Below are 24,781 nucleotides of genomic sequence, written 5' to 3'. Positions count from 1 at the left end.
ATGCACATCCTGCAATCCTGGAACGCTTCCACCGTGCTGGCGATGGCGCTGATGCTGGTGGCGGCCGGCCTGGTGGTGCTGGGCCTGGGCATGGCGCGGCGCTTGCGCAGCCAGGGCCGCAGCCGTCAGGTGGTGGATCAGGCGCTGGCCGCGCGCGACGGCGCGAAGGCGCCGGCGGCCGCGCGCAACGAAGGCGGGCAGGGCAGGCTGGCGGCGGCCGCGCGGGCGGCCGACACGTTCGGCAAGCGCCTGAGCGAGGGCCGGCTGGCCGACGCGCTGTTGGCCGCCGAGGACCGCAAGCTGGTGGACATGGCCGGCTATGCCGACCCCGGCACCGCGCGCTCGCGCTTCGTCCTGATCCGGTTCGGGCTGGCGATTCTGCTGCCCGTGGCGGCGGTCGTGCTGGACTGGCACAAGCATCTGCCGGATATGCCGCTGGGCGCCTTGGTCGCGGCCTTCGCGGCCTTCGTGGCCTTCGCGGTCGGCTACATGCTGCCCAAATGGATCGTGCAGCGGCGCCTGGCGCGCCGCCGCCGGCAGGCGGCCGATGAGCTGCCCTTGCTGATCGACTTGCTGCGCCTGTTGCAGGGCGTGGGCCTGTCGATCGACCAGAGCCTGCAGGTGCTGGTCAAGGAGTTCGGCCAGGTGCTGCCGGTGCTGTCATTCGAATTGCGGCTGGCGTCCGAACTCTATGTGCGTGGCCGCACGCGCGAACAATCGCTGGCCAGGATGGCCACGGGTTTCGACAACGACGACCTGTCCGCCATCTGCCGCCTGATCGCGCAGGTGGACCAGCACGGCGGCGCGGTGCAGGAGCCCTTGAACCGCTTCGGCGAACGCCTGCGCGACAAGCGGCGCCTGGAGCTGAAGGAGAAGGTGGGCAAGACCACGGTCAAGATGACCGGGGTCATGATCGTGACGCTATTGCCCGCGCTGTTGATCGTGACGGGCGGGGCCGGTTTTATCGCGGTGTTGCGCGGCTTGTCGCGCATGGGGGGGATGTAATGAACGGCGCAACGGAAAACAGCTCGCGCGCATGGCGCTGGGCGCTCGTCGCCACGGTGCTGGCGGCGGGCGCGGGTTTGAGCGGATGCAAGACCAACAACGCGGAATCCGCCTGGCAACTGATCCAGCAACAACAGCAGGAACAGGCGCTGCTGCGGCAGAAAGAAGACGAGGCCCAGAGCAAGAGCCGGCCCAAGGAACCCGAGATGATGCTGTCCATGATCGTCGAGTCGCAACGCCAGGAACGCTATTTCGCGTCGCTCGCCTACATCGACGGCTATCAGCAGAAGTACGGCAATGACGCGCGCGTGGCCGTGCTGCGCGCCGAGGCGCTGCGCCAGACCGGGCAGGCGGCGCTGAGCGAACAGGCCTATCGCGCGCTGACCGCCACCGACCAGGCGGCCGAGGGCTGGCATGGCCTGGGCCTGATCGCCGGTTCGCGCGGGCAGTTCGATCAGGCGGCCGATTACTTCTCGCGGGCGGCCAAGCTGGCGCCCATGGACGCGCGCATCCTGGGCGACCTGGGCTATGCGCGTCTGCGCGCGGGCGATCCGGCGGGCGCGCGCGTGCCCTTGGGGCAGGCGGCCGAATTGACGCCGGAAAGCGGCAAGGTGCTGGCGAACCTGGCGGTGCTGCTGCTGGTGGAGGGGGATCCGCTCAAGGCCCAGCGCCTGATGGAGCGGGCGCAGCTGGGCGAAGAGGCGCGCGGACAGGTTCTGCGCCTGGCCGCCGAGATCCGCGGCCAGTTGGCCCTGGCGCCGGGCGCTTCCCTTGCGCCTGCCACCCGGGTGTCCAGCGGCGAACAGGCCGTCATGCCGTTGATGAGCCCCTTGATGGACGGCCTGGGCAACGGGCCCATCGTGCGCTAACTCCGTTTTAAGGAAGACTGCCATGTCCCCATCGACCCATCACGCCTTGTTCATCCTGGCCTGCGCGCTTGCGGCGCAGGCGCCCGCGGCCGCGCTGGCGCAATCCAATGCGCCGCTGACGGGCAGCATGTCGGGCGCCGCGAGCAGCGCGCCGCCCGCCCAGGCGCCCGCCGCCGCGTCGGCGCCGGAACCCGCGTCCGCGGCCCCCATGCCGGAGCGGGCCGTGGTGCAGCAGGTGCAGACGCCGCTGCCGCAAGCGCCTGCCGCCGCGCCGGCGGCGCAAGAGGGCTTTGGCGACGTGACGCGCGGCCTGCTGGCGGCGCAGGCCGACGGGCGGCGCGCTGGCAATGCCTTGCCCGTGCTGGGGCCGGTGTCCACGGCGGCCTGGAACCGCTACCTGGAGAGCTTCAAGCATCCCATTCCCGTGTGGTTCGACCGGAATGTGGAAATCCCCAACGTCCAATAGGTTCGGAGCGTTGCTGTTCCCCGCCGCGTGCGGGTATGGAGTCGCAAGAGCATGTCAGCCGGCCGTCCACATCCTTCCCCGCCGTCGCGGCAACGCGGCAGCATGACCGTCGCCGTCGTCTTCGCGGTGATGGTGGGGGTGGTGCTGCTCGGCGTGCTGCAGCTCGGCTACGGCTTCTACATGAAGCGCGAAATGCAGAAGGCGGCGGACCTGGCGGCGCTGTCGGCAGTCCAGGTGCTGAGCCTGGGCTCCAGTGCGGATTGCACCCGGGCCGCCGCCGCCGGCCGGGCTTCCGCGCTGGCCAATGTGCCGAACATCCTGGACGCGTTCACGGCCGCCGATTTCACGGTGGAATGCAAGGTATGGGATCCGACGCGTTCCGACCCCTCCGGCATGCACGTCTTCGATGCGGCCGGCGGGCAGGCCTATAACGCCGTGCGGGTGGCGGCGCGCAAGCAGCTGGCCAATCTCATCCCCGGCGTGGGCGGCGTCACGGCGTCGGTCGCGGCGGTGGCGACCAACACGCAGCCTGTGGCAGCCTTCTCGGTGGGATCGCGGCTATTGCGCCTGGAACGCGGCGGCCTGCTGTCGCAGCTACTGGCCACGGCGGGGGCCTCGCCCACGCAGCTGGACGTGCTGGACGCCGCCGGCCTGGCCAATGTCGGGATTACGCCGGCCGGCCTGCTGGAGGCGCTGGGCCTGCCGCTGTCGGTGGCGGCGGGCGTGGGCACGCCCGAGCAATTGACTGCGCTGAACAACCTGACCCTGGGACAGCTCCTGCGCGCCACGCTGAGCCTCATCGACAAGCAGAAAACCGCCAATGCCGATGTCGGGCTGCTGAGCGGAGCCATCAACACGGTGTTGGACCTGATGCCGCTGAACCTGCCTGTGAAGCTGTTTGGAGACGGCGGCGTGCTGAATCTGGATGTGGTGGGCGGCGACCCCAGCGCCGCCTTGCAGGCCCAGGTCAATGCGCTCAACATCCTGGAGACCGGGCTGGTCATCGCCAATGGCAGCAATCTGATCAATCTGGGGCTGAGCGTGCCGCTGCTGGGCCTGGATGCGGGGGTGCGCATCGTCGAGCCGCCTGCAGTGGCTGTCGGCGGCGTGGGCGTGCAGGCCGTCAGCGCCGGCATCCGCGTGTATCTGCGCATCAACACCAGCAACATCCCGCTGGTCGGGCCCTTGCTGGCCAACACCCTGAACACCAAGGTCGATCTGCCCATCATCATCGACGTGGCGCAATCCACGGGTACGCTGCGCAAACTGTGCGAGGCCCCCTTGGCCGAAAACCAGGCGGTGATCGACGTGACGTCGGCCGCGGCCAGCGTCTGCCTGGGACGCTTTCCGGGCATGGAGTCCAATACCGACATCAAATCCAAAAACTTCCAATCGCTCACGAACCGCTGCGAGCCCAGCGCATTCGGCTCCGTCGACCGCTATCAGGTACTGAACGTGCTGGGCATACTGCCGCTCAGCGCCCGGGTCACGTTGCCGGTGTTCAGTTCCTCCGCGCCCGTGTCGGTGACGCTGACCGCGCCGCCATCGCCCAACGCCACCGCCACCGTCAATGCCACCAACCTGGACCTCTCCAAACTGGCCGCCAACCTGACGGACGCGCTGATCGGAGGCATCCTGGGGGACTTGTTCAACAACGGCACGCCGCTGACAGAAAAGCAGCGCACCGATCTGGCGACGCAGTTGGTGGGCGGAGACAAGAACAACGCTGGCAAGACCATCTCCAAGGTCGTCAATGACATGCAGTGGTCCAAGACGGCGATGGACCAGCTCGGCACGCGCCTGACCACGGGCGGCTTGACGGGGGTATTGGGCGGTACGCTGCAACTGGTCGGCGGCATCCTGAATTCGCTCTTGTTTGCCCCGCTCAGCGATGTGACCTGCGCCCTGGCGCTGGTGCCCGACGCGATCCGGCAGTGCCGTGTCAACGCGGTCGGCACGCTGGCCTTGAACGGCAGCGGGCAGGTAGGCGGCGTGCTGTCGGTCGTCATGGTGCTGCTGGATCCCTTGCTGAGTTCGTTGTCCGTGGTGCTGCAGCAGCTGCTCAATGCGCTCGGCCTGAGCGTGGGGCAGACCGACGTATCGCTGATTTCCGTGGATTGCGGCAAACCCCGCCTGGTGTATTGACGATGAAGCCCGTGACCCCTATCTCTTCCATTCCCGCATGGTCCAAGCGATGAGCCAGAATTTCGCGCGCGAAGAATTCGACGTGTACGTCTGGGAAGGCACCTCCGACATTGCCAGCCGGGCCGAACGTTGCCTGGCGGGCATGGACGTGTCGCTGCTGCGCGCGGACGCCGGCACCGCGTTTCCGCCGCCGCGTGACCTGGCGCGGCCGGCCGTGGCCCTGGTGTCGGTGTCGGTGATGGGCGACAAGCGCTTCAGCGGCTACGACTGGCTGGCGGCGCAAGGTCTGCCGGTCATCTGGGTGGCCGCAGAGGCGCGCGGACGCGATCCGCGCTACTACCCGCCGGAATACTCCTACACGTTGCCGCTGACCTTCACCACCGCGGACCTGCGCAAGCTGCTGTATGAGCTGCTGGGCACGCTGGACCAGCTCAACCGCGCCGCGCCCCGGCGCGAGCAGCCGCTGATCGCCGTTTCCGCGACCATGCAGGACCTGCTGGCGGAAGCCGACATGTACGCCGACTGCCGCAGCAACGTGCTGATCCATGGTGAAACCGGCGTGGGCAAGGAACGCATCGCGCGCCTGTTGCATGAGCAGGCCGCCTGGTTCGACGGCCCCTTTGTGGCGGTCAACTGCGGCGCCATCCCCGAGGGCCTGTTCGAGGCGCATTTCTTCGGCCATGCCAAGGGCGCGTTCACCGGCGCGATCGGCGCGCACAAGGGGTATTTCGAGCAGGCCAACGGCGGCACGCTGTTCCTGGACGAAATCGGCGACCTGCCGCTGTACCAGCAGGTCAAGCTCTTGCGGGTCCTGGAGCAGAACACGGTGACGCGGCTGGGCTCGACCGTGGAAGTGCCGGTGGACTTCCGCCTGGTCGCCGCGACCAACAAGGATTTGCGCGTGCTGGTGGGGCAAGACGAGTTCCGCGCGGACCTGTACTACCGGCTGGCGGTGATCGAACTGCGCATTCCCAACCTGGAACAGCGCGGCCCGCAGGAAAAGGCGGCGATCTTCCGCGCCTTGCTGCAACGCCAGGGCGTGGAGGACGAAGCGCCGCAATGGCTGCTGGAACGTGTTTCGCGCACGCGCTACGAGGGCAATGTGCGTGAACTGTCCAACGTGGCTGAGCGCGTCGCGATTGTGCGGCGCCAGCGCCAGGTCTGGGACCAGGCGCGCATCGAACGCATCTTCGACCAATTGGCCGAGCCGCTGCGCTCGGCCGCCGCTTCGGCCGCCGCTCGGGTCGAGCCCGCCGCTTTCACCGACGCCGAGCGCGCCGAACGCGAACGCGTGCTGGCGGCGCTGGACGCCAATGGCTGGCGCCGCCAGGATACCGCCCACACGCTGGGCATCAGCCGCAAGGTGTTGTGGGAAAAAATGCGCAAGCTGCAGCTGGGAGCAGGTCAGGGCGAGCCTGCCGATGGCATTGCCGAGACGGCGATGTGAACACGCAATAGGGAATGCCCCGTAGGGGGCGACAGTCGCGCGGCCGGCGCATGTAAGCGTATCTGTCCTGGCCGAAATAAATTGCTATAGTTCCGCAACGATTTTTTTGGGGAAGGCATGAACGTCCAGATTATCCGTGGCGCCGTCCGCATGGCGCTGCTGGGCACGGCCCTGTCCGGCCTGGCCGCTTGCGCCAGCGCACAATCCGAAGCGCCCCGGGCCACGGTTAAACAGGTCGAGGACACGCAGGCGGCTTCCACGCCCGTGACTCCCCCCGCGCCGCCGCCAGCCGCGCGTCCCGCATCCACGCTGTCGGAGCTGCAAAGCCTGATCCAAAGCCGCCAGGTGTCGGAGCTGCGCACGGCCTACAACGGCACCTACGGCGCCAGCCTGCTGTTCAAGCCGGACGACCTGACCTATTACGTCGCCTTGTTCCAGCAAAAGGACTTCTGGCGCGTGGTGAAGACCAAGTCGGACAAGCAGGCCGAAGCCACCTACCGTGCCTTCGTCGCCCAATCCGCCGAACTGGCCGAGGTGGACATCAAGCGCATCAAGATGCAGGCCGAGTACGCGCACGCCGAGAAGCTGCTGGCCAGCCGCAGCGCCGAACTGAGCACCCTGCAGGCCGATCGCGCGGTGCGCCTGCAGCAGGAAGAGCAGGTCGCTGTGCGCCAGGAGCAGTCGCGCCAGGAAGCCACGGCGCTGGCCGACCAGCAGAAGGACGTGCGCCAGCAGCTGCGCGACCTGCAACGCCAGATCGACGCCTTGCAGGCGCAGCAGGCGCAAGTAGGGAACCCGGCGGCCCAGAACCGCGGCAAGTAACCTTCGGGCATGCGCAGAAGCGGGCCTGCGGGCCCGCTTTGTGTTGGCCAGCCGGGAATAGGTGTTGCGCTCGCAGGGGCTAAGCGCCTGTCGCCGGCGCTTTCTTGTATTCTGGGAGTTGCACCCCATATAGACGCCATGGCACTTAAAGTTTTCGACCTCCAGTGCGAACACAGCCACATTTTCGAGGGCTGGTTCGGTTCGCACGAAGACTATGACGCGCAACAGGCGCGTGGCCTCGTCACGTGCCCGGTTTGCGGTTCGGCCAGCATCACCAAGCGGCTGTCCGCGCCGCGCCTGAACGTCGCCCATTTGCACGCGCCCGCCGCCCAGCCCCAGCTGCCGGCCAATGCCTCCGATGCGGAAAAAATGGCCGCATTGCAGGCGGTCGTCATGCGCCAGGTGCGCGCCTTGCTGCGCAACACCGAAAACGTCGGACCGCGCTTCGCCGAAGAGGCGCGCCGCATCCACGAAGGCGATGCCGACGACCGCCCGATCCGCGGCACGGCCACGCCGGAAGAACGCGAATCGCTGGCCGAGGATGGCATCGACGTCATGGCGGTGCCGGATTTCCTGGACGACGAGCGGCTGCAGTAACGCCAGCGCGCCGCGGCAATAAAAAAAGCCAGACCCGAAGGTCTGGCTTTTTCTTGCCTGCTTGCCGGATCAGTTGTTGACGCGGCTGCGGTATTCGTTCGTGCGGGTGTCGATTTCGATCTTGTCGCCGATGGCGCAGAACAGCGGCACGTTCAGTTCGTAGCCGGTGTTGATCTTGGCGGGCTTGGTCACCTTGCCCGAGGTATCGCCACGCACGGCGGGTTCGGTGTAGGTGATTTCGCGCACGAGGGTCGTGGGCAGTTCAACCGAAATGGCGCGGCCGTCGTAGAAGACCACTTCCACGGGCATCGCTTCTTCCAGGTAGTTCAGGGCGTCGCCCATGCTTTCGGCTTCGATTTCGTACTGGTTGTACTCTTCGTCCATGAAGACGTACATCGGGTCGCCGAAGTAGGAGTAGGTGCACTCCTTGCGGTCGAGCTGGACGACTTCGAACTTTTCGTCGGCCTTGTAGACCGATTCGCTGGCCGAGGCGGTCAACAGGTTCTTGAACTTCAGCTTCACAACAGCGGCGTTACGGCCGGACTTGTTGTATTCGGCCTTCTGGACCACGAGGGGATCCTTGCCGACCATGACCACGTTGCCGACTCGCAATTCCTGAGCGGTTTTCATCGATAAAACTCCGGGGGTGATGGGTGCACTCGCCGTGCTTGCAAAAAGCCGCCGCAGACAGCGGCTTCATGCACACCCCGGGAGGCGTCATAGTTGAGGCCCGACAAATACAGGGCGCTCGGAAAACTCTCTATTCTAACGTTTCTTGGCCAAGTCTGCGCAAAAATCAGCCAGATTTTCGGCAAGATCCGGCAGCGCGGCCTGGCTGGCGTCCCAGGCCCGCGCGGCGGCGGCCCAGTCCGCCCAGGCGGCCGGCGCCAGGGCGGCGGACAGCGCCGCTGCGGTTGCGCCCGTTTCCGGGTGGTTCCAGGCCCGGATCAGCGCCTGGGCGGTTTCGGGGGCCGGATAGCGTGCCAGCCAGGCTTCCAGTTTCTCCAGGTGCACGTTTTCGTCCTGGGGATAGATCTGCCAGACCAGCGGGCGCGCGGCCCAGGCGGCGCGGACGAAGGAGTCCTCGCCCCGCACGAAATTCAGGTCGCAGCACCACAGCAGCCGGTCGAAATCGGGCTGCGCCACGAAGGGCAGGCGGGCCACCGACGGCGCGCCCGGCGCCGCGCAGGCGGCTTCCAGTCCGGGGGCTACGCCTTCGGGGGCAAGCAGCAGACTGGGGCGCGGGTCGGCCGCCAGGGCCCCGGCCAGCGCCGTGATCGGCGCAGTCGGATAGCAAAACAGGGACACGGTGCGCGCACCGTCGCGGCGGCGCAACAGCAGATCCTGCGGCACGCCCAGCGTCCGCAGGAAGGTTTCCTGGTCTTGCGGCGATGCCTGCAGGGCGTCGCGCTCGGCCGACAGGCCCGGCTCGCGCAGCAGCCCGCCGGTGGCCTGGGTGAAGCCGGGAAAGAAAAAGTGCTTGATCAGTCCGTCCGGCCGCTGCGAGGGCAGGCCATGGCAGCTTTCCACCCAGGATTCGGCGCTCAGGTATTCCAGGTTGATCCAAGCCGGATGCACGCGCCGCATGCTTTCCAGGAATGCCTCGGGTGGGTCGCAAGCGAATGCCTCGATCACCACGTCCCGCGCGGCCAGCGCCGGATCCGGCGATTCGGACCAACGCACGATGTCGACGCCCGCCAGTTGCTGGAGCGGGCTGTCCGTGGCAATCCCGGGCTGGATGCGGGCGAAGCTGGCCAGGTCGTCGACCCACAGGCGCACATCCCAGCCGCGGCCGTGCGCCAGCCGGCGCGCCAGGCGCCAGCAAACGCCAATGTCGCCATAGTTGTCGACGACCCGGCAGAAGATGTCCGCTTGCATGGCGGCCTAGTGGAACTTGGCCGGCGAGGCCTCCGCGTCCTCGGGCAGTTCGGCATGCACCAATTCGCCCAGCGGATTCGGGAAGTAGGGCGCGCCGCAGTCTTCACAGTACTCGGGAGGCAGCACGCCAGGGATGCGGCGCACTTCGGTGACGCCGTATTCCTTGAGCAGGGCGGCGATCTCGTCCACCACGTCGGGCTGGCCTTCGTCGGACGGCAGGTCTTCCTCGCGCCCGTACAGCGGCCAGACGCAGCCGTAGTACACGTCGTTGCTGCTGCGCGCGGTGAAGCCGATGCGGTACTCGTCGATGCGGCTTTCGCCGCAGCCGGCCACCACCGCCCGCAACTGGGAGGCCTCCAGGCTGACCGCGCCTTCGAGCCAGCTGACCGCCGCGCGCAGGGACAAGGGGCGCACCCGCCGGTCGGCTTCGCGGTTGCTGACATAGTAGGCGTCGGGCAGCAGGGCTTCGAAACCGCAGCCCGGCAGCAGGTTGGCCAGGGTCGGTTGGGCCTGCGCCGCCCATTGTTCCTGGCAGGCGTCGCGGCTGGCGTCGGCTTCGCCCAGCTGTTCCTGCCAGCGGAAGATCGGCTCGCCTTCGGGTACCGCGACGGCCGCCACGATATAGCGCGTATCGGCCAGCATGTTGGCCGTCTCGGTCTCGGTGTTCAAGGCGGGCTTGGCGGTTTCGGCGCCCAACGCCTGGGTGCCCAGGCGCTGCAGCCATTGCCAGGTTTCGGAGAAGGTGCGGGGCATCTGGTCCACGCTGACCAACACCGGCATCAGCGAGCTGCGGGCCTTGCTGGACAGGACATGCCCATGCAACTGCGCCAGCAGGGCCTGTTGCGCGCCGGCGGCGATCGGGCCGGTCGGAATGGCGTAGCGGGTCCAGGCGACGATGGGGGCCACGACCAGCAAAATGTCGTAGTGGACGCCATTTTTCTCGATCTTCATCGATTCGGACAGGGTTTCGGCCTGTTCGATCAGGATCTCGTATGCGCCCACGTCGTTCTGGGCGAGGTGGTCCAGGGCCGCTTCCAGGGGGGCGTCCTGCCCCGCCTTGAGCAGCTTCGGAATCGCTACGCCAAGCTGGTTCTCCCAGAACACGTCTTCGAGGCGGCTGCCCGAGCGGTTGAGCGCCTGGGCAAGCGCGACCAGTTTGGCGGCGTCACGGGTGAGGCGGGGAGCGGATTGGCTGCGGGATCGGGCCATAACTTCGGGGAGCGTCCAGTAAGTGTGCAACTGTGTAGTTTAACGCCCGGCGCGGACGGCGGCGCGCAGCCCCCCGTGAGGCGCGCCAGCCATGGCGGTACAAATTTATTGATGCTAAAGCAGCAACAGATAATGCCAATCAAGGTGGTTTATTGCTGGGAAGAAACGGCGGAAAATACCCTCATCTACTCAATATCAGGAGGCGCCGCCATGCGTTGGCCTACGCTTTTCGTATCCCATGGATCCCCCATGCTCGCCGTCGAGCCTGGACAGACCGGCCCGGCGCTTGCCGCCTGGAGCGCCGCGCAGGGCCGCAAGCCCAAGGGCATCCTGGTCGTGTCGCCGCACTGGATGGGCGAGGGTCTGGCGCTGTCCACCCGCGACCGCCAGGTGGCCTGGCACGATTTCGGCGGTTTTCCGCCGGAACTCTATCAATTGCAGTACGCGGCCCCCGGCTCGCCGGAACTGGCGGCGCGGGTGCAAACCCTGCTGGCCGAATCGGGCATCGCGGCCGACCTGGATCCGCGTCGCCCGCTGGACCATGGCGCCTGGGTGCCGCTGCGCTACCTCTATCCGGAAGCGGACGTGCCAGTGGTGCAGCTGTCGCTGGACATGGGGCGGGATGCGGCTGGCCAGCTGGAGCTGGGCCGCGCGCTGGCCCGGCTGCGGGACGAGGACATCCTGGTCATCGGCTCGGGTTCGCTGACGCACAACCTGCGCCACGTGCGCATGCCGCAGGACGCGCCCGCGCTGCCCTACGTGCCGGCCTTCCAGCAGTGGTACGCGGACAAGCTGGGCGGCCATGACTTGCCGGCGCTGCTGGATTGGCAGGCTCAGGCGCCAGGCGCGTCGCAGGCTCATCCGCACGACGACCACCTGATGCCCCTGTACGTGGCGCTGGGAGCGGGCGGAACCGGTTTTCAGCGCCTGACCGATGAAATCTCGTACGGCGCGCTGGCAATGGACGCCTACGAGTTCGCGGACTGATTCGAAGCGCGGCCGCAATGAAAATGGCCCGGGAACCTCGCGGTTCCCGGGCCATTGCCTTGCCGGTCAGGCGATCAGGCAGCCAGCAGCTGGCGCAGCACGAAAGGCAGGATGCCGCCGTGCTGGTAGTAGTCCACCTCGATCGGGGTGTCGATGCGCAGCAGCACCGTCACGTCCTGCTTCGAACCGTCCTTGCGGGTGATCGTCAGCGTCACGTCCTGCATCGGCTTGATGCCGTTTTCCAGGCCGGAAATGTCGTAGGTTTCCTCGCCGGTGATGCCCAGCGACTGCACGCTGTCCGAGCCCTTGAACTGCAGGGGCAGCACGCCCATGCCGACCAGGTTGCTGCGGTGGATGCGTTCGAAGCTGCGGGTGATCACGGCCTTCACGCCCAGAAGCTGGGTGCCCTTGGCCGCCCAGTCGCGTGACGAGCCGGTGCCGTACTCTTCGCCGCCGAACACCACGGTGGGGGTGCCCGCGCCGACGTACTTCATGGCCGCGTCATAGATGGACATCTGTTCGCCGGTGGGCTGGAACAGGGTGTCGCCGCCCTCGAAGCGGCTGCCGTCCGGCAGCGCCGGAATCATGAGGTTCTTGATGCGCACGTTGGCGAAGGTGCCGCGCATCATGATCTCGTGGTTGCCGCGGCGCGAGCCATAGCTGTTGAAGTCGGCCTTCATGACGCCGTTTTCCTTCAGCCACTTGCCCGCGGGCGAGGTTTCCTTGATGGAGCCGGCCGGCGAGATGTGGTCGGTCGTGACCGAGTCGCCGAACACGCCCAGCGCACGGGCGTTCTTGACCGTCGGCATCGCGCCCGGCGTCATGCCGAAGCCGTCAAAGAAGGGCGGTTCGGCGATGTAGGTGGAATCAGGCCAGTTGTAGGTGTCGCCGGTAACGCCCTTGATGTTCTCCCAGAGCTTGCCCGGGTTGCTCTTGACCTGGCCGTAGTTGGCCTCGAACGCCTTGGGATCCAGGGCGTACTTCAGCAGCGATTCGATTTCCTCGGTGGTCGGCCAAATGTCGCCCAGCCACACGTCGCCGTTCTTGCCGCGGCCCACGGGCTCGGTCATCAGGTCGCGCGTGACCGTGCCGGCCAGGGCGTAGGCCACGACCAGCGGGGGCGAGGCCAGGAAGTTGGCCTTGATGTTCGGGTGGATGCGGGCCTCGAAGTTGCGGTTGCCCGAGAGCACGGCCGAGCAGATCAGGTCGTTGCCGGTGATGGCCTCGTTCAGGTCCGGGGTCAGGTCGCCGGCGTTGCCGATGCAGGTCGTGCAGCCGTAGGCGGCCACGTCGAAGCCCAGCTTTTCCAGGTAGGGCAAGAGGCCCGTCTTGGTCAGGTATTCGGTGACCACGCGCGATCCCGGGGCTAGCGAAGTCTTGATGTGCTTGGGCACGGTCATGCCGGCTTCCACCGCCTTCTTGGCCAGCAGGCCGGCCGCCAGCAGCACGCTGGGGTTGGAGGTGTTGGTGCAGGACGTGATGGCGGCAATCAGGACGTCGCCGTTCTTGACCTTGGTGCCGGCGCTGGTGGTGAAGGTCTGCTCCAGCTTTTCGGCCGGCTGATTGAAGCCGTTTTCAGCGACCGGCTTGGAGTACAGGTCGATGAAGGTGTTCTTGACGTTGCCGATCTCGATGCGGTCTTGCGGGCGCTTCGGACCTGCCAGCGACGGCGCGACGGTGGACAGGTCCAGCGTCAGCAGCTTGGTGAAATTGATGTCCTTCGCCTTGGGCACGCCGAACATCTTCTGGGCCTTGAAGTAGGCCTCGAAGGCGGCGATTTCGTCTTCCGTGCGGCCGGTGCCGCGGAAGTAGTCGATGGTGCGCTCGTCGACCGGGAAGAAGCCCATGGTGGCGCCGTACTCCGGCGCCATGTTGCCGATGGTGGCGCGTTCGGCCACGGACAGGCTGGCGGTGCCTTCGCCGCAGAATTCGACGAACTTGCCCACCACCTTCTCGCGGCGCAGCATTTCAGTGATGGTCAGCACCAGGTCGGTGGCCGTGACGCCGCCGCGCAGCTTGCCCTTGAGTTCCACGCCGACCACGTCGGGGGTCAGGAAGTACACGGGCTGGCCCAGCATGCCGGCCTCGGCTTCGATGCCGCCCACGCCCCAGCCCACCACGCCGATGCCGTTGATCATGGTGGTGTGGCTGTCGGTGCCCACCAGGGAATCCGGGTAGTAGACGTTGTTCTTCTTGTCCAGGTGCACGCCGCGCGCCAGGTATTCCAGGTTGACCTGGTGGACGATGCCGAAGCCCGGAGGCACGACGCCAAAGGTGTCGAACGCCTGCATGCCCCACTTCATGAACTGGTAGCGCTCTTGATTGCGCTTGAATTCCAGCTTCATGTTCAGGTCCAGCGCATTCTTGGTGCCGAAGTAGTCGATCATGACCGAGTGGTCCACCACCAGGTCCACCGGCACCAGCGGCTCGATGCTCTTGGGGCTCTTGCCCATCTTGTCGGCCACGGAACGCATGGCCGCGATGTCGGCCAGCAGCGGCACGCCGGTGAAGTCCTGCAGCACCACGCGGGCCACCACGAACGGAATTTCGTCTTCGCGGCGGGCATTGGCCTGCCAGTTGGCCAACTGCTTGACGTGCTCTTCGGTGACCTTCTTGCCGTCGCAGTTGCGCAGCACGGATTCCAGCACGATGCGGATCGAAACCGGGAGCCGCTGCACGTCGATGCCGAGGGACTTGCCCAGCGCCGGCAGCGAATAGTACTGACAGGATTTATTGCCGATCTTGAAATTCTTGAGGGTGTCTAGGGTGTTGTGCGGCATGATGGACTCCGTGGTTTTGCCCGGTTGAAGCCGGCATTTTCTGGCGTTTTTGCGCATTTGTCATTCTATGTGAGACTGATGCCTGCGCGGCCGTATGTCTTATATCTTATATAAGACTTGAGCGAACCGCCAAAGTTCCCCTACTGCAATCAGGGGCGGGCGGTCGTTGGCCCAAACCGATACTCTGGCCGAGGCGTGCGCGGGTCGCAAGCCTCTTTTATCAAGAAAGTCCTACGCGCATGTTGCGGCCCAGCGAGGCGACGCGGGTCTACGCAAGAAAATCGCGCAGCAGCACGGTCAGTTCGGTACGCAGGAAATCGACCACCGCGCGCTGTGCGGTCGAGGGGTAGGGGTTGGGCGTGGTCAGGATGAACAGCTTGTCGCCTGGCCCCATGGCCTGGTAGGCCGGCAGCACCGGCGTCAGTCGTCCCGCGGCAAGATCCTCGTGCACCACGTAGGCCGGCAGCAGCGCCACGCCCGCGCCGGCGCGGGCGGCTTGCGCCAGGAACGGGAAATACTCCGATTGCAGCCGCGGCGCGAGCTTGGCCTCATGCAGCTGGTCCTTGCGGCGCAGCCGCAGCGTGACCTGGGGCCTGGGGTCGGGCGGACCCAGGAAGTGCAGGCGGCCGAGGTCGCGCGGATGGGCGGGCGGGCCAAACTGCTGCAGATAGGAAGGCGCCGCGCACAGCACCCATTTCACGTCGCCCAGCGCGCGTGCCACGTAATCCTGCGGCGGCGTCGTCATCACCCGCAGCGCCACGTCGATTTCCGACGAAATCAGGTCGCTCACCCGGTTCGAGAACAGCACGCGCAGCGTCAGCGCAGGATGGCGCAGGGCGAAGCTCACCAGCAGCGGGCGCAATTGGTCCAGTTCTCCCAGGCCGGTGGGAATGCTCAGCCGGACGTGGCCCGCAGGCTCGGTGCCGAGCTTTTGCAGCGCATGGCGGGCGGATTCGACCTCGCGCGCCATGCGCGCACCGTGCTCGTACAGCACCGAGCCTTGCTGCGTCAGCTCCAGCCGCCGGGTGCTGCGGCGGATGAGCTGGGCGCCGAAGGCGCGTTCCAGTTTCTGCAGGTTGCGGCTTACATGCGACCGGGTCACGCCGTGGCGCACCGCCGCCTCGCTCAGCGTGCCGGCATCGACGATGGTCACGAACAGCTGTATCAGGTTGAGGTCCAGCGCGGGCAGGGCGGGCATGCGCGGTCCTATTGTTGACTGTGAGGAAACATAGTTTACGCAAGCTGCGGGATTGTCGCGGCGTGGCGGCGGTTGATATTCTGGCCTCCATCACCAAGGAGACCAGGCCATGCCCCAAAACCAGCCCGGCGGGACCGTCCCGCAAACCATGTTCCGCGCCGATCTGTTCCGCGGCGAGCGCATCCTCGTCACCGGGGGCGGCACCGGCCTGGGCTATGCCATGGCCGAGCGCCTGGCGTCGCTGGGCGCTGCGCTGCACCTGTGGGGACGCCGCGCCGCGGTGCTGGAAGAAGCCGCCGCCGGGCTGCGCGCACGTTACGGCGCCGAGGTCCACGTCCAGGCGGTGGATATCCGGGATGCCGAGGCCGTGGACGCCGCGGTCGACGCCATCTGGACCGGGCATGGTCCGCTGACCGGCCTCATCAACAACGCCGCGGGCAATTTCATCAGTCCCACCGAGAAACTGTCGCCGCGCGGCTTCAACGCCATCGCCGACACGGTGTTCCGCGGCACCTTCTACACGACCCAGGCCGTCGGCAAGCGCTGGATCGCCCAAGGCACGGGCGGAGCCGTGCTGTCCATCGTGGTGACCTGGGTCTGGACCGGTTCGCCCTTCGTGGTGCCCTCGGCCATGTCCAAGGCCGGCATAGACGCCATGACCAAGTCGCTGGCCATCGAATGGGGCCGCCACGGCATCCGGCTGAACGCCATCGCGCCGGGCGTGATTCCGACCGAAGGGGCCAGCGCGCGGCTGCGGCCCAAGGATTCGGGCGCGGATGCGCAGACGCAACAGAATCCGATGCGGCGCCTGGGCACGGGGCATGACATCGGCGAGCTGGCGGCGTTCCTGCTGAGTCCGGGCTATGACTGGATCAACGGCCAGACCATTGCGCTGGACGGCGGCGACTATCTGGCCAACGGCGCCTACTTCAAGCAATACGCCGAATGGAGCGACGCGGACTGGGCCGCCGCGCGCCAGGCCATCGAAGCGCGCACCGCGCAGGACAAGGCGCAGCGCAGCACGGGGGGCGCATGACGGACAGCACGATCCACGCGGGCGGCCAACACTTGTCGGGCGCGGCGCTGGCCGCGCGCGGCGTACAGGTCGCCGCCGGCCTGGCGGCAATGGGCGTGCGCGAAGGCGATGTGATCGCCGTGCTGCTGCGCAACGGCCTGCCTTATCTGGAGATCATCCAGGCCTGCAAGCGGCTGGGCTGCTACTACTGCCCGATCAACTGGCACTTCACCGCGGCGGAAGCGGCATTCCTCATCGAAGACAGCGGCGCCCGCCTGCTGATCGCCCATGCTGATCTGTGGTTGCCGCTGCGCGATGCGTTGCCCGCCAGTCTGCCGGTGCTGCTGGCCGGTCCCGGCGCGTCGCAGTGCGGTCATGCGGACTACGACGCCTGGCGTGACAGCCAGCAGCCCTACGACGGCCCGCGCGTGGCGCCGCGCGGCCACATGGCCTATACCTCGGGCACCACCGGCCGGCCCAAAGGCGTGGTGCGCGCGCCGTTCCCGCTGGAACATCTGGCGCGCCACCTGGAACAGGTCGAAGCGGTGGTGGAGGCGGCCTACGGCCTGCGTCCAGGATCGCGCGCGCTGCTGCCCGCGCCGATCTACCACAGCGCGCCCAGCGTATTCGCGCAGGTCGCCTTGCGGGTCTGCGAGACCTTCGTGCTGACGGACAGGTTCGATCCGGTGGAAGTCCTGCGCCTGATCGAGGCGCATCGCATCGATACGGTGTATCTGGTGCCCATCATGTACGTGCGCCTCTTGAGGCTGGACGCCGCCACCCGCGCCGCGCATGACCTGTCGTCGCTGCGCTTCGTGGCCTCGACCGGCGCGCCCTGCGCGCCGGAAATCAAGCGCGCCATGATCGAATGGCTGGGTCCCGTCATCCATGAAACCTATGCGTCGAGCGAGGCGGGCATGGTCACGGTCATCGATTCGCACGAAGCGCTCGCCCGCCCCGGCAGCGCCGGCCGGCCCATCGGCGGCGCGCAGGTCAGGATCTATGCCGAAGACGGCTCGCCCTGCGCGGCGGGCCAGGTCGGCCGTATCCACGTGCGCCAGCCGGCCTACGCGGACTTCACCTATCGCAACAACCCGCAGGCCCGCGCCGACGTGGAGAAGGACGGACTCATCGGCCTGGGCGACCTGGGCTATCTGGACGCGGACGGCTATCTCTACGTGTGCGACCGCGAATCGGACCTGGTGATCTCGGGCGGCGTGAACATCTATCCGGCCGAGGTCGAGCATCAGCTGATGCAGTATCCGGGCGTGGCGGATTGCGCGGTGTTCGGCGTGCCTGACGACGAGTACGGAGAGAGGTTGATGGCGCTGGTGCAGCCCGCGGCGGGCGCCTCGCCCGATCCCGAGACGCTGACGCAATGGCTGGGGGAGCGAATCGCACGCTACAAGGTGCCGCGCGAATTGCAACTGCGGTCGGAGTTGCCGCGCGACGACAACGGCAAGATCGCCAAGCGCCGGCTGCGCGCCGAATTCTGGGCGGGCAGGCAGCGCCAGGTATAGCAGGGCGGCGTATCGCCGCCATAACAAAACCCACAAGGGAGACAGGCATGGCAATCAGGCTGAACCTCAGGCTGCGTCGCATCGCGACCGCGGCGATCGTCGCGCTCGCGGCTCCGGCCGCCGCGCTGGCGGCATTTCCGGACAAACCGATCAAATTGGTCGTGCCCTACACGCCGGGCGGCTCCGCGGACCAGTTGTCGCGGGTGCTGGCCGAAGGCATGTCGCGCGACCTCGGGCAAACCGTGGTGGTGGAGAACAAGCCCGGCGCCAATACCATGGTCGCGGCGACCCAGGTGGCCAGGTCGGCGCCGGACGGATACACGGTTTTCCTCGCCAGCAATGCCAGCATGGTGCTCAATCCCATGCTCTACCAGCGCATCGCCTATGACGCCGCGCGCGACTTCCGCGTGTTCGGCATCGCCGCCGAGTTGCCGCTGGTGGTGGTGGCGAACAACGAGGTCCCAGCGGGTACGCTGGCCGAGTTCGTCGCCTATGCCAAGGCTCGGCCCGGCAAACTGAACTACGCCTCCGTGGGCATAGGCAATCCGCTGCAGTTGGCGACCGAACTGCTGAAATCGCGCACGGGCATGGACGTGGCGCATATTCCGTACAACGGCAGCGCGCCGGCCCTGACCTCGCTGATGGGCAATGACACGCAGCTCATGGTGGACGTGATCAGCACCTCGCTGCCGCTGGTGCGGGAACGCAAGATCAAGGCGCTGGCCGTCACGACCGGCGAGCGCCTGGCCGTGCTGCCGGAGGTGCCGACCGTGGCGGAAAGCGGCTTTCCGGGATTCCGCGCCGCCACATGGTTCGGCCTGGCCGTGCCGCGCGCCGTGCCGCAGGCCGAGGCGCAGCGCTTGCAGGCGGCGCTGGACAAGGTGCTGAAGGATCCGGCGTTTCGCGGTCGCTTCGAGCCGCTGGGTCTGGTGATCCAGGCGCCCCGCAGCCAGGCAGAAATCGATGCCTACGTGCAGGAAGACCGCCAGCGCTGGGGCGCGGTGATCGAGGCCAATCACATCAAGCTGGACTGAGGCGGCAACGGCCGGCCGGCCCACGCCGCCTGGCCGCCGGCGCCGTCAGGCCTTCTTGCCGCCGCGGCGCGCCTTGCGCGTGACATTGCGCCGGGACATCTCTGAATCCAGGATCAGCCGGCCTTCGAGCTTGCCGTGCATGCGCTTGACCGAACGCATCGCGTCCTGCATGTGTTCGCTCATCAAGTCGCGCACCTTTTCGACGTCGCGCTCGCGCGCCGCGGCCAGGATCTTGCGGTGAAAGCCCGTGTTGGCGCTGCCGAAACGCTGCTGCTCGGACAGCGGCATCTCGTTGTCGAACACGGTCAGCTGCCGGATCATTTCATTGGTCATCTCGCAGCTGAAGCGCAGGAACGGATTGGGGCAGGCCGCCGCGAAGATGTCGTGGAAATTGATTTCTTCCTGACGCTGGGCCAGCGGGTCATCGACGTGCTCGGCCGACGGGTCGCAGCAGGCGATGTTCTCCTCCAGCGCAGCGAAATGCGCCTCCGTCAGGAACGGCACGGCGCTGGCGGCGAGCTCAGGCTCCAGCAGCTTGCGCACCTGGTAGATGTCCTCGATCCGCACTTCCTTGAAGAACAGGTAGTTCTGCATCAGCTGGAAAGTGCGGTCCAGCGGCACCTCGACCACGGTGCCGCCGCCGCCCGGCCCGGTGCTGACCTTGACCAAGCCCTGCACCTCCAGCGACTTGAGCGCTTCGCGCATGGTGCTCTTGCTGACCGAGAACATGCTTTGCAGCTCGCTCTCGCGCGGCAGCTTGTCGCCGGGCAACAGGTTCTTGGCCGTGATCAACCGCTTGATCTCTTCGGCGACCAGGTCGCTGCGCTTGGGCGGACTCGACGCGCCCGCGGCTTGTAGGTCGTGACTGTTGAACGCCATTGCGTTCCTCCGTTGCTGCGTGGTGTGCGCGGGGCATGCCCCGGGCGGGTTCTGCGCGGACCCCGGGTTATACCTGATGCGCCTTCTATTGACAGATCCGGCTCGCCAAACTGATCATGATAATAATCCTATTTATCATGATAAATAGGATGGTAGTCGCAGTATAGGCATGAGGCCAGGACTTGCGAGTACGCCCACGCGGCGGCAGCCCTGGCACGGGAGCTTGGAGCAGACAGAGTCGGAATGGGGACGCGCATGGTGCGCGCTCGACATCGTCAATATGCCGCGGCACCGCCAGCGGCAGCCAGGGAGAACCATCTTGAATCGCCGCAACCTGCTGAAATTGGCCGCGCTTGGCGCCGTGCCTGGATCACTCTGGACCGCCCGGTCCGCGCTGGCGCAAGCCGACGCCATACAGTTCGGGTGTCCGGTGCCCATGTCGGGCGCCTTTGCCGCCAATGGCAAATACGCCGACCTGGGCATGAAACTGGCGCTGGAGCAGTATGGCCGCGCGCTCGACCGGCCACTGGCCTATACCGTGCTGGACACCGAGGGCAAGCCGGCCACGGCGGTGCGCAAGGTCCAGGAAGTCTCGCAACAGAAGGGCGTCAAATTCTTCGCCGGCGGCATCCTGTCGTCCGAAGCCCTGGCCATGGGCAAGGAAGTGGAACGCGCCGGCGGCGTCTTCATCACCACGGCGGGCGCGGACGAAATCACGGGCAAGGACTGCAACCGGGCCACCTTCCGCTGGTCCGTGCCCACTTTCGGCGCCATCGAGCAGACCGTGCGTCCCCTGCTTGAAAAGCTGCCCAACGCCAAGCGCTGGTACACCATCACGCCGCAATACGTATTCGGCGACGGCCTGCTCAGCGCGGCCAAGGCGATCTTCAAGGAAAAGGGCATCGAGCATGTGGGCAACAGCTACCACTCGCTGACCGAGAAGGAGTTCAGCGGCTATCTCACCAACGCCATGGCCGCCAAGCCGGACGTGCTGCTGATCCTGAACTTCGGCTCGCAGTCCTCGGACACGCTGCGCCAGGCCGTCAGCTTCGGCATGAAGCAGAACTGCACCATCCTGGTGGCCTGGGCTTCGGGCCTGGAGCAATTCGAGGGCCTGGGCGCCGACCTGTGCGAAGGCGTGTACTTCGGCGCGCAGTACTGGCACGGCATCGACTCGCCGCTCAACAAGGAACTGGTGCAGCTGTCCCGCGACAAGACGCGCGCCAATCCCAACTACAGCCTGGCAGGCTCCTACATCTGCACCCGCATCATGCTGGACGCCATTGTCAAGGCCGGCAGCGCCGACCCGGCCAAGGTGATTGCCGTCATGGAGGGCATGGCCTACGAAGGCCTGACGGGCAAGGAGGAAATCCGCAAGGAAGACCACCAGGTCCTGAAGAATTACTACCTGCTCAAAGGCCGCGCCAAGAAGGACATGAAGGACAAGGACGATTACGCCGAGATCGTGCATAGCGGCCGCTCCTTCCTGCCGCCCGCGGAAACCGGCTGCAAGCTGTAGCCCGCCCCTGAGGCGGGCGGCCGTGGGCGCGTTGCGTCCGCGGCCGCCGCGCGCCCCGCGGCCTTCCGTTACCTCCATCGGGCATACCCATGAACGTCTATCTCCTCCAGATCATCAATGGGATCGGGGTAGGCATGCTGTACTTCCTTCTGGCAGTCGGCCTGTCCATCGTCTTCGGTCTGTTGCGCTTCGTGAACTTCGCCCACGGGGCGTTCTATCTGCTGGGCGCCTACTTCTGTTTCCAGGCCATCCAGTGGGGCCTGAATTTCTGGCTCGCGCTGGCCATCGTGCCGCTGCTGGTGGGCGCCGGCGCCTGGGTCCTGGAGAAAGCGCTGTTGCGCCACGTCTACGCGCAGGCGCATGAATTCCATATCCTGATCACCGTCGGGCTGGCGCTGGTCCTGCAGGAACTGGTCATCGTGATCTGGGGGCCGATAGGCGACAACGTCGCCGCGCCTTCGGCCCTGCAGGGCGTGGTCATGTGGGGCAGCTTCATCTATCCCAAATACCGCTTGTTCGTGATCGGTTTCACCGCCGTCTTCTCGCTGCTGCTCTGGTACGTGCTGGAAGGCACGCGGCTGGGCAGCGCGGTGCGGGCCGGCAGCGAATCCACCGAGATGGTGTCCATGCTGGGCATCAACGTGTTCCGCATGTTCAGCCTGGTGTTCGCGCTGGGCGCGGCGACCGCCGCGCTGGCCGGGGTGCTGGCCGCGCCGATCCGCGGCGTCGAGCCGTTCATGGGCATCGAGGCTCTGGGTATCGCCTTCGTCATCGTGGTGGTGGGCGGCATGGGCAGCTTCTTCGGCGCGCTGGTCGGCGGCCTCTTGATCGGCGTGGTGCAGAGCGTGATGAGCACGCTGTGGCCGGAAGGCGCGCGGCTGATGATCTATGTGGCGATGGCGGCGGTGCTGCTGCTGCGTCCCCACGGCCTGATGGGGAGAGGATGATGACGCGCTTGAAATCTCATGCCCAATTGCTGTTGGCGCTGGCGGTGGTGCTGCTGTTGCCGCTGTGCATGCAGTCGGGCTCGCTGGCCACGGAAGTGCTGATCTACGCGTTGGCGGTGCTGGGCTGCAATCTGCTGCTGGGCTTCACCGGGCTGCTGTCGTTCGGCCAGGGCATCTTCTTCGGCCTGGGCAGCTATGCCGTCGGCATCCTGTTGACGCGCACCGGCCTGCCGATGCCGCTGGCGTTGCTGGCGGCGATGGCGGTGGGCGCGCTGGGCGCGACGCTGGTGGGCTGGTTCGCGATACGCCAGCGCGGCACCTACTTCGTGATGCTGACGCTGGCCTTCGCGCAGATGTTCTATTTCCTGGCGTACAGCCTGCCTGACCTGACCGGGGGCGACAATGGCCTGCTGGACGTGCCGCGTCCGGCGCTGTCGGTGGCGGGCCTGCAGCTCATGCCGCTGGCGACGCCCTGGCAGTTCTACGCCTTCGTGGCGGTGTGCTTCCTGGCGATATTCTGGCTGCTGCTGCGCGTGACCAACTCGGTGTTCGGCCGCACGCTGCTGGCGATCCGCGACAACGAGGCGCGCGCCATGGCGGTGGGCTACAACGTGCGCCTCTTCAAGTTGTCGGCCTTCGCGATCTCGGGCGCCGTGACCGCGTTGGCGGGCGCCTTCCTGGCAATGATGACCGGCATCGCGCCGCTGTCCAGCATCGAATACCACAGTAGCGAGATGATCCTGGTCATGACGGTCATCGGCGGCACCGGCAACCTGTTCGCTTCCGTGCTGGGGGCGGCCTTCTACGTGCTGTTCGCGGACTGGCTTTCCACCTTGTGGCCGCGCTGGCTGATGCTGCTGGGCTTTCTGCTGATCGCGGTCAGCCTGTTCATGCAGAAGGGCTTGTGGGGGCTGGGAGAACGCATCTGGCTGGCGCTGCGGCGCAAGCCTGCCGGCGCCGAGCCGGCCGCCAAGGAGGGACGCGCATGAATCCGCAACATTCCGCGCCGCTGCTGCAGGCCAGGGGCATCGTCAAGCGCTTCGGCAAGTTCGTGGCCCTGCATGGGGTGGATCTGCAGGTGCAGCCGCGCACGGTGCATTCCGTCATCGGCCCGAACGGCGCCGGCAAGACCACGCTGTTCCATACGCTGACAGGCACCTTGCGCACCAGCGAGGGCAGCATCGTGTTCGACGGCCATGACGTGACGCAGGAAGCCGATTATCAACGGGTGCAGCGCGGCATCGCGCGCTCCTTCCAGGTCACCAGCCTGTTCGCCAACCTGTCGGTGCGGGAAAACCTGCGGCTGGCGGCTCAGGGCGCGCATCGCGCCGGCGCCTTCGACTGCTGGCATCCGCCCACGGGCCCGCGGGCGCAGCGTGAGGTTGTCGACGCGGCGCTGGAGCGCCTGGGCCTGTCGCGGCTGGCCCAGGTGGCGGCGGGCGCGCTGTCGCACGGCCAGCAGCGGCGGCTGGAAGTGGGCATGGCGCTGGCCGCCAGGCCGCGCGCGATCTTCCTGGACGAGCCCACCTCCGGCATGGGGGTGGACGACCTGGATGAGATGAAACGCCTGATCCGCAGCCTGCGCGACGATCACACGGTGGTGCTGATCGAGCACAACATGAACATCGTGATGGATATCTCCGACACGATCACGGTGATGCAGCAGGGCCGCGTGCTGGTCGAGGGCACGCCTGCCGCGATCCGCAGCGACGAGCGGGTGCGCGCCGCGTACCTGGGCAACATGATCACGGGAGGCCGGGCATGATGCTGCATGTCGACGCCGTACACAGCTTTTACGGCAAGAGCCATATCCTGCAAGGTGTGTCGCTCGAATTGCCGCAGGGCCAGGTGGTGACGCTGCTGGGGCGCAACGGCGCCGGCAAGTCGACCACGCTCAAGACCATCGCCGGCGTGATCGCGCCCAAGGGGGGCTCGGTGCGCTACGGCGGGCGCGACATCGCCGGGCTGCCGGCGCACAGGATCGCGTCCATGGGGGTCTGCCTGGTGCCCGAGCACCGCGGCATCTTCAAGCTGCTGACGGTCGAGGAAAATCTCAAGCTGGGCATGCGCCGCGATTCGCCCTGGCAGCTGGAAGACATCTACCGCATCTTTCCCCGCCTGAAGGAGCGCCGCAAGAACGGCGGCGGCCAGTTGTCCGGCGGCGAACAGCAGATGCTGGCCATCGGGCGCGCGCTGATGAACCATCCGCGCGTGCTGATGCTGGACGAGCCGGTCGAAGGCCTGGCGCCGGTGATCGTCGAGGAGATCGTGGCGCAGATCAAGTCCATCAAGCAGGCCGGCGTCACCATCCTGCTGGTGGAGCAGAACCTGGAAGTCTGCACCCAGCTGGCCGACCGCCATTTCATCATCGAGCAGGGATCCATCGTCTACGAAGGCAGCAACGCAGACTTCATGGCGGACGAAAACGTGAAGGACCGATACCTGGGCGTGGGCGTCTAGGGAC

The 24,781-nt window shown here is 66.8% G+C and carries 22 protein-coding genes; 16 read left to right on the top strand and 6 right to left on the bottom strand.

What is annotated here, in order from left to right; genetic code table 11:
- From N5C88_RS28165 to N5C88_RS28135, 7 genes are all read left to right on the top strand, one after another.
- On the top strand, positions 1-1,005 hold the full coding sequence (locus N5C88_RS28165) for a type II secretion system F family protein (RefSeq protein WP_280016665.1): 1,005 nt from the start codon (positions 1-3) through the stop codon (positions 1,003-1,005).
- Positions 1,005-1,874, top strand: a complete 870-nt coding sequence (locus N5C88_RS28160) for a tetratricopeptide repeat protein (RefSeq protein WP_280016664.1) — start codon at positions 1,005-1,007, stop codon at positions 1,872-1,874. Before N5C88_RS28165 ends, N5C88_RS28160 begins: the two co-directional genes overlap by 1 nt.
- 22 nt (positions 1,875-1,896) lie before the next feature.
- Positions 1,897-2,340, top strand: a complete 444-nt coding sequence (locus N5C88_RS28155) for a DUF3613 domain-containing protein (protein ID WP_280016663.1) — start codon at positions 1,897-1,899, stop codon at positions 2,338-2,340.
- A gap of 102 nt (positions 2,341-2,442) precedes the next feature.
- Positions 2,443-4,485 carry a pilus assembly protein TadG-related protein gene (locus N5C88_RS28150; protein WP_280016662.1) on the top strand — a complete coding sequence of 681 codons (2,043 nt, stop codon included), beginning with the start codon at positions 2,443-2,445 and terminating at the stop codon, positions 4,483-4,485.
- Positions 4,486-4,534: 49 nt separating this feature from the next.
- Entirely contained in the window at positions 4,535-5,932 is a 1,398-nt protein-coding gene (locus tag N5C88_RS28145; RefSeq protein ID WP_280016661.1) for a sigma-54 dependent transcriptional regulator, read from the top strand.
- Between the two features lie 117 nt (positions 5,933-6,049).
- Positions 6,050-6,754 carry a DUF2968 domain-containing protein gene (locus N5C88_RS28140; protein WP_059372265.1) on the top strand — a complete coding sequence of 235 codons (705 nt, stop codon included), beginning with the start codon at positions 6,050-6,052 and terminating at the stop codon, positions 6,752-6,754.
- A gap of 138 nt (positions 6,755-6,892) precedes the next feature.
- Positions 6,893-7,351 carry a DUF1178 family protein gene (locus N5C88_RS28135; RefSeq protein ID WP_059372268.1) on the top strand — a complete coding sequence of 153 codons (459 nt, stop codon included), beginning with the start codon at positions 6,893-6,895 and terminating at the stop codon, positions 7,349-7,351.
- A gap of 69 nt (positions 7,352-7,420) precedes the next feature.
- On the opposite strand, the gene efp is transcribed toward N5C88_RS28135, so the two are convergent.
- The 3 genes from efp to N5C88_RS28120 form a co-directional block, all read right to left on the bottom strand.
- Entirely contained in the window at positions 7,421-7,981 is a 561-nt protein-coding gene (gene efp, locus N5C88_RS28130) for an elongation factor P (protein WP_006225610.1), read from the bottom strand.
- A 135-nt stretch (positions 7,982-8,116) separates the two neighbouring features.
- Positions 8,117-9,229, bottom strand: a complete 1,113-nt coding sequence (gene earP, locus N5C88_RS28125; protein ID WP_280016660.1) for an elongation factor P maturation arginine rhamnosyltransferase EarP — start codon at positions 9,227-9,229, stop codon at positions 8,117-8,119.
- Positions 9,230-9,235: 6 nt separating this feature from the next.
- Complete coding sequence (locus N5C88_RS28120) at positions 9,236-10,438, bottom strand: DUF2863 family protein (protein WP_059372273.1); 1,203 nt, start codon at positions 10,436-10,438, stop codon at positions 9,236-9,238.
- A gap of 210 nt (positions 10,439-10,648) precedes the next feature.
- On the opposite strand from N5C88_RS28120, the gene N5C88_RS28115 reads away from it, so the two are divergent.
- On the top strand, positions 10,649-11,425 hold the full coding sequence (locus tag N5C88_RS28115) for a class III extradiol ring-cleavage dioxygenase (protein ID WP_251882042.1): 777 nt from the start codon (positions 10,649-10,651) through the stop codon (positions 11,423-11,425).
- 74 nt (positions 11,426-11,499) lie between these two features.
- Here the strand turns inward: N5C88_RS28115 and acnA are convergent, their stop codons facing one another.
- Together acnA and N5C88_RS28105 are read right to left on the bottom strand one after the other, a co-directional pair.
- Entirely contained in the window at positions 11,500-14,205 is a 2,706-nt protein-coding gene (gene acnA, locus N5C88_RS28110; protein ID WP_059372277.1) for an aconitate hydratase AcnA, read from the bottom strand.
- A gap of 268 nt (positions 14,206-14,473) precedes the next feature.
- Positions 14,474-15,403 carry a LysR family transcriptional regulator gene (locus tag N5C88_RS28105; protein WP_118932540.1) on the bottom strand — a complete coding sequence of 310 codons (930 nt, stop codon included), beginning with the start codon at positions 15,401-15,403 and terminating at the stop codon, positions 14,474-14,476.
- 148 nt (positions 15,404-15,551) lie between these two features.
- Between N5C88_RS28105 and N5C88_RS28100 the strand changes: the two genes are divergently transcribed.
- From N5C88_RS28100 to N5C88_RS28090, 3 genes are read left to right on the top strand one after another with little or no spacing between them, the layout of a single operon-like run.
- Entirely contained in the window at positions 15,552-16,439 is an 888-nt protein-coding gene (locus tag N5C88_RS28100; RefSeq protein WP_054453670.1) for an SDR family oxidoreductase, read from the top strand.
- The gene (locus N5C88_RS28095) at positions 16,436-17,938 is read left to right on the top strand and encodes an AMP-binding protein (RefSeq protein WP_280016659.1); all 1,503 of its coding nucleotides are present in this window, start codon (positions 16,436-16,438) and stop codon (positions 17,936-17,938) included. Before N5C88_RS28100 ends, N5C88_RS28095 begins: the two co-directional genes overlap by 4 nt.
- Before the next feature lie 47 nt (positions 17,939-17,985).
- Positions 17,986-18,972 (top strand): tripartite tricarboxylate transporter substrate binding protein, encoded by a 987-nt coding sequence (locus N5C88_RS28090; protein ID WP_059372289.1) that lies wholly within the window; start codon positions 17,986-17,988, stop codon positions 18,970-18,972.
- 45 nt (positions 18,973-19,017) lie between these two features.
- Here the strand turns inward: N5C88_RS28090 and N5C88_RS28085 are convergent, their stop codons facing one another.
- On the bottom strand, positions 19,018-19,851 hold the full coding sequence (locus N5C88_RS28085) for an FCD domain-containing protein (protein WP_251882047.1): 834 nt from the start codon (positions 19,849-19,851) through the stop codon (positions 19,018-19,020).
- 319 nt (positions 19,852-20,170) lie between these two features.
- On the opposite strand from N5C88_RS28085, the gene N5C88_RS28080 reads away from it, so the two are divergent.
- The 5 genes from N5C88_RS28080 to N5C88_RS28060 all read left to right on the top strand — a co-directional run bounded on the left by N5C88_RS28080 (position 20,171) and on the right by N5C88_RS28060 (position 24,777).
- Complete coding sequence (locus N5C88_RS28080; RefSeq protein ID WP_059372294.1) at positions 20,171-21,370, top strand: ABC transporter substrate-binding protein; 1,200 nt, start codon at positions 20,171-20,173, stop codon at positions 21,368-21,370.
- Between the two features lie 89 nt (positions 21,371-21,459).
- Positions 21,460-22,317: a branched-chain amino acid ABC transporter permease gene (locus N5C88_RS28075; protein WP_059372296.1), complete on the top strand. Its 858-nt coding sequence runs from the start codon at positions 21,460-21,462 to the stop codon at positions 22,315-22,317.
- On the top strand, positions 22,317-23,306 hold the full coding sequence (locus N5C88_RS28070; RefSeq protein ID WP_118932547.1) for a branched-chain amino acid ABC transporter permease: 990 nt from the start codon (positions 22,317-22,319) through the stop codon (positions 23,304-23,306). The genes N5C88_RS28075 and N5C88_RS28070 overlap by 1 nt, the downstream gene beginning before the upstream one ends.
- The gene (locus N5C88_RS28065; RefSeq protein ID WP_059372302.1) at positions 23,303-24,082 is read left to right on the top strand and encodes an ABC transporter ATP-binding protein; all 780 of its coding nucleotides are present in this window, start codon (positions 23,303-23,305) and stop codon (positions 24,080-24,082) included. The genes N5C88_RS28070 and N5C88_RS28065 overlap by 4 nt, the downstream gene beginning before the upstream one ends.
- Positions 24,079-24,777: an ABC transporter ATP-binding protein gene (locus N5C88_RS28060; RefSeq protein ID WP_280016658.1), complete on the top strand. Its 699-nt coding sequence runs from the start codon at positions 24,079-24,081 to the stop codon at positions 24,775-24,777. The genes N5C88_RS28065 and N5C88_RS28060 overlap by 4 nt, the downstream gene beginning before the upstream one ends.
- Positions 24,778-24,781 lie beyond the last annotated feature (4 nt).

It is taken from the genome of Achromobacter sp. GD03932 (assembly GCF_029839485.1).
Classification (GTDB): domain Bacteria; phylum Pseudomonadota; class Gammaproteobacteria; order Burkholderiales; family Burkholderiaceae_B; genus Achromobacter; species Achromobacter bronchisepticus_A.
This window is presented reverse-complemented; position numbering and strand designations above follow the sequence as displayed.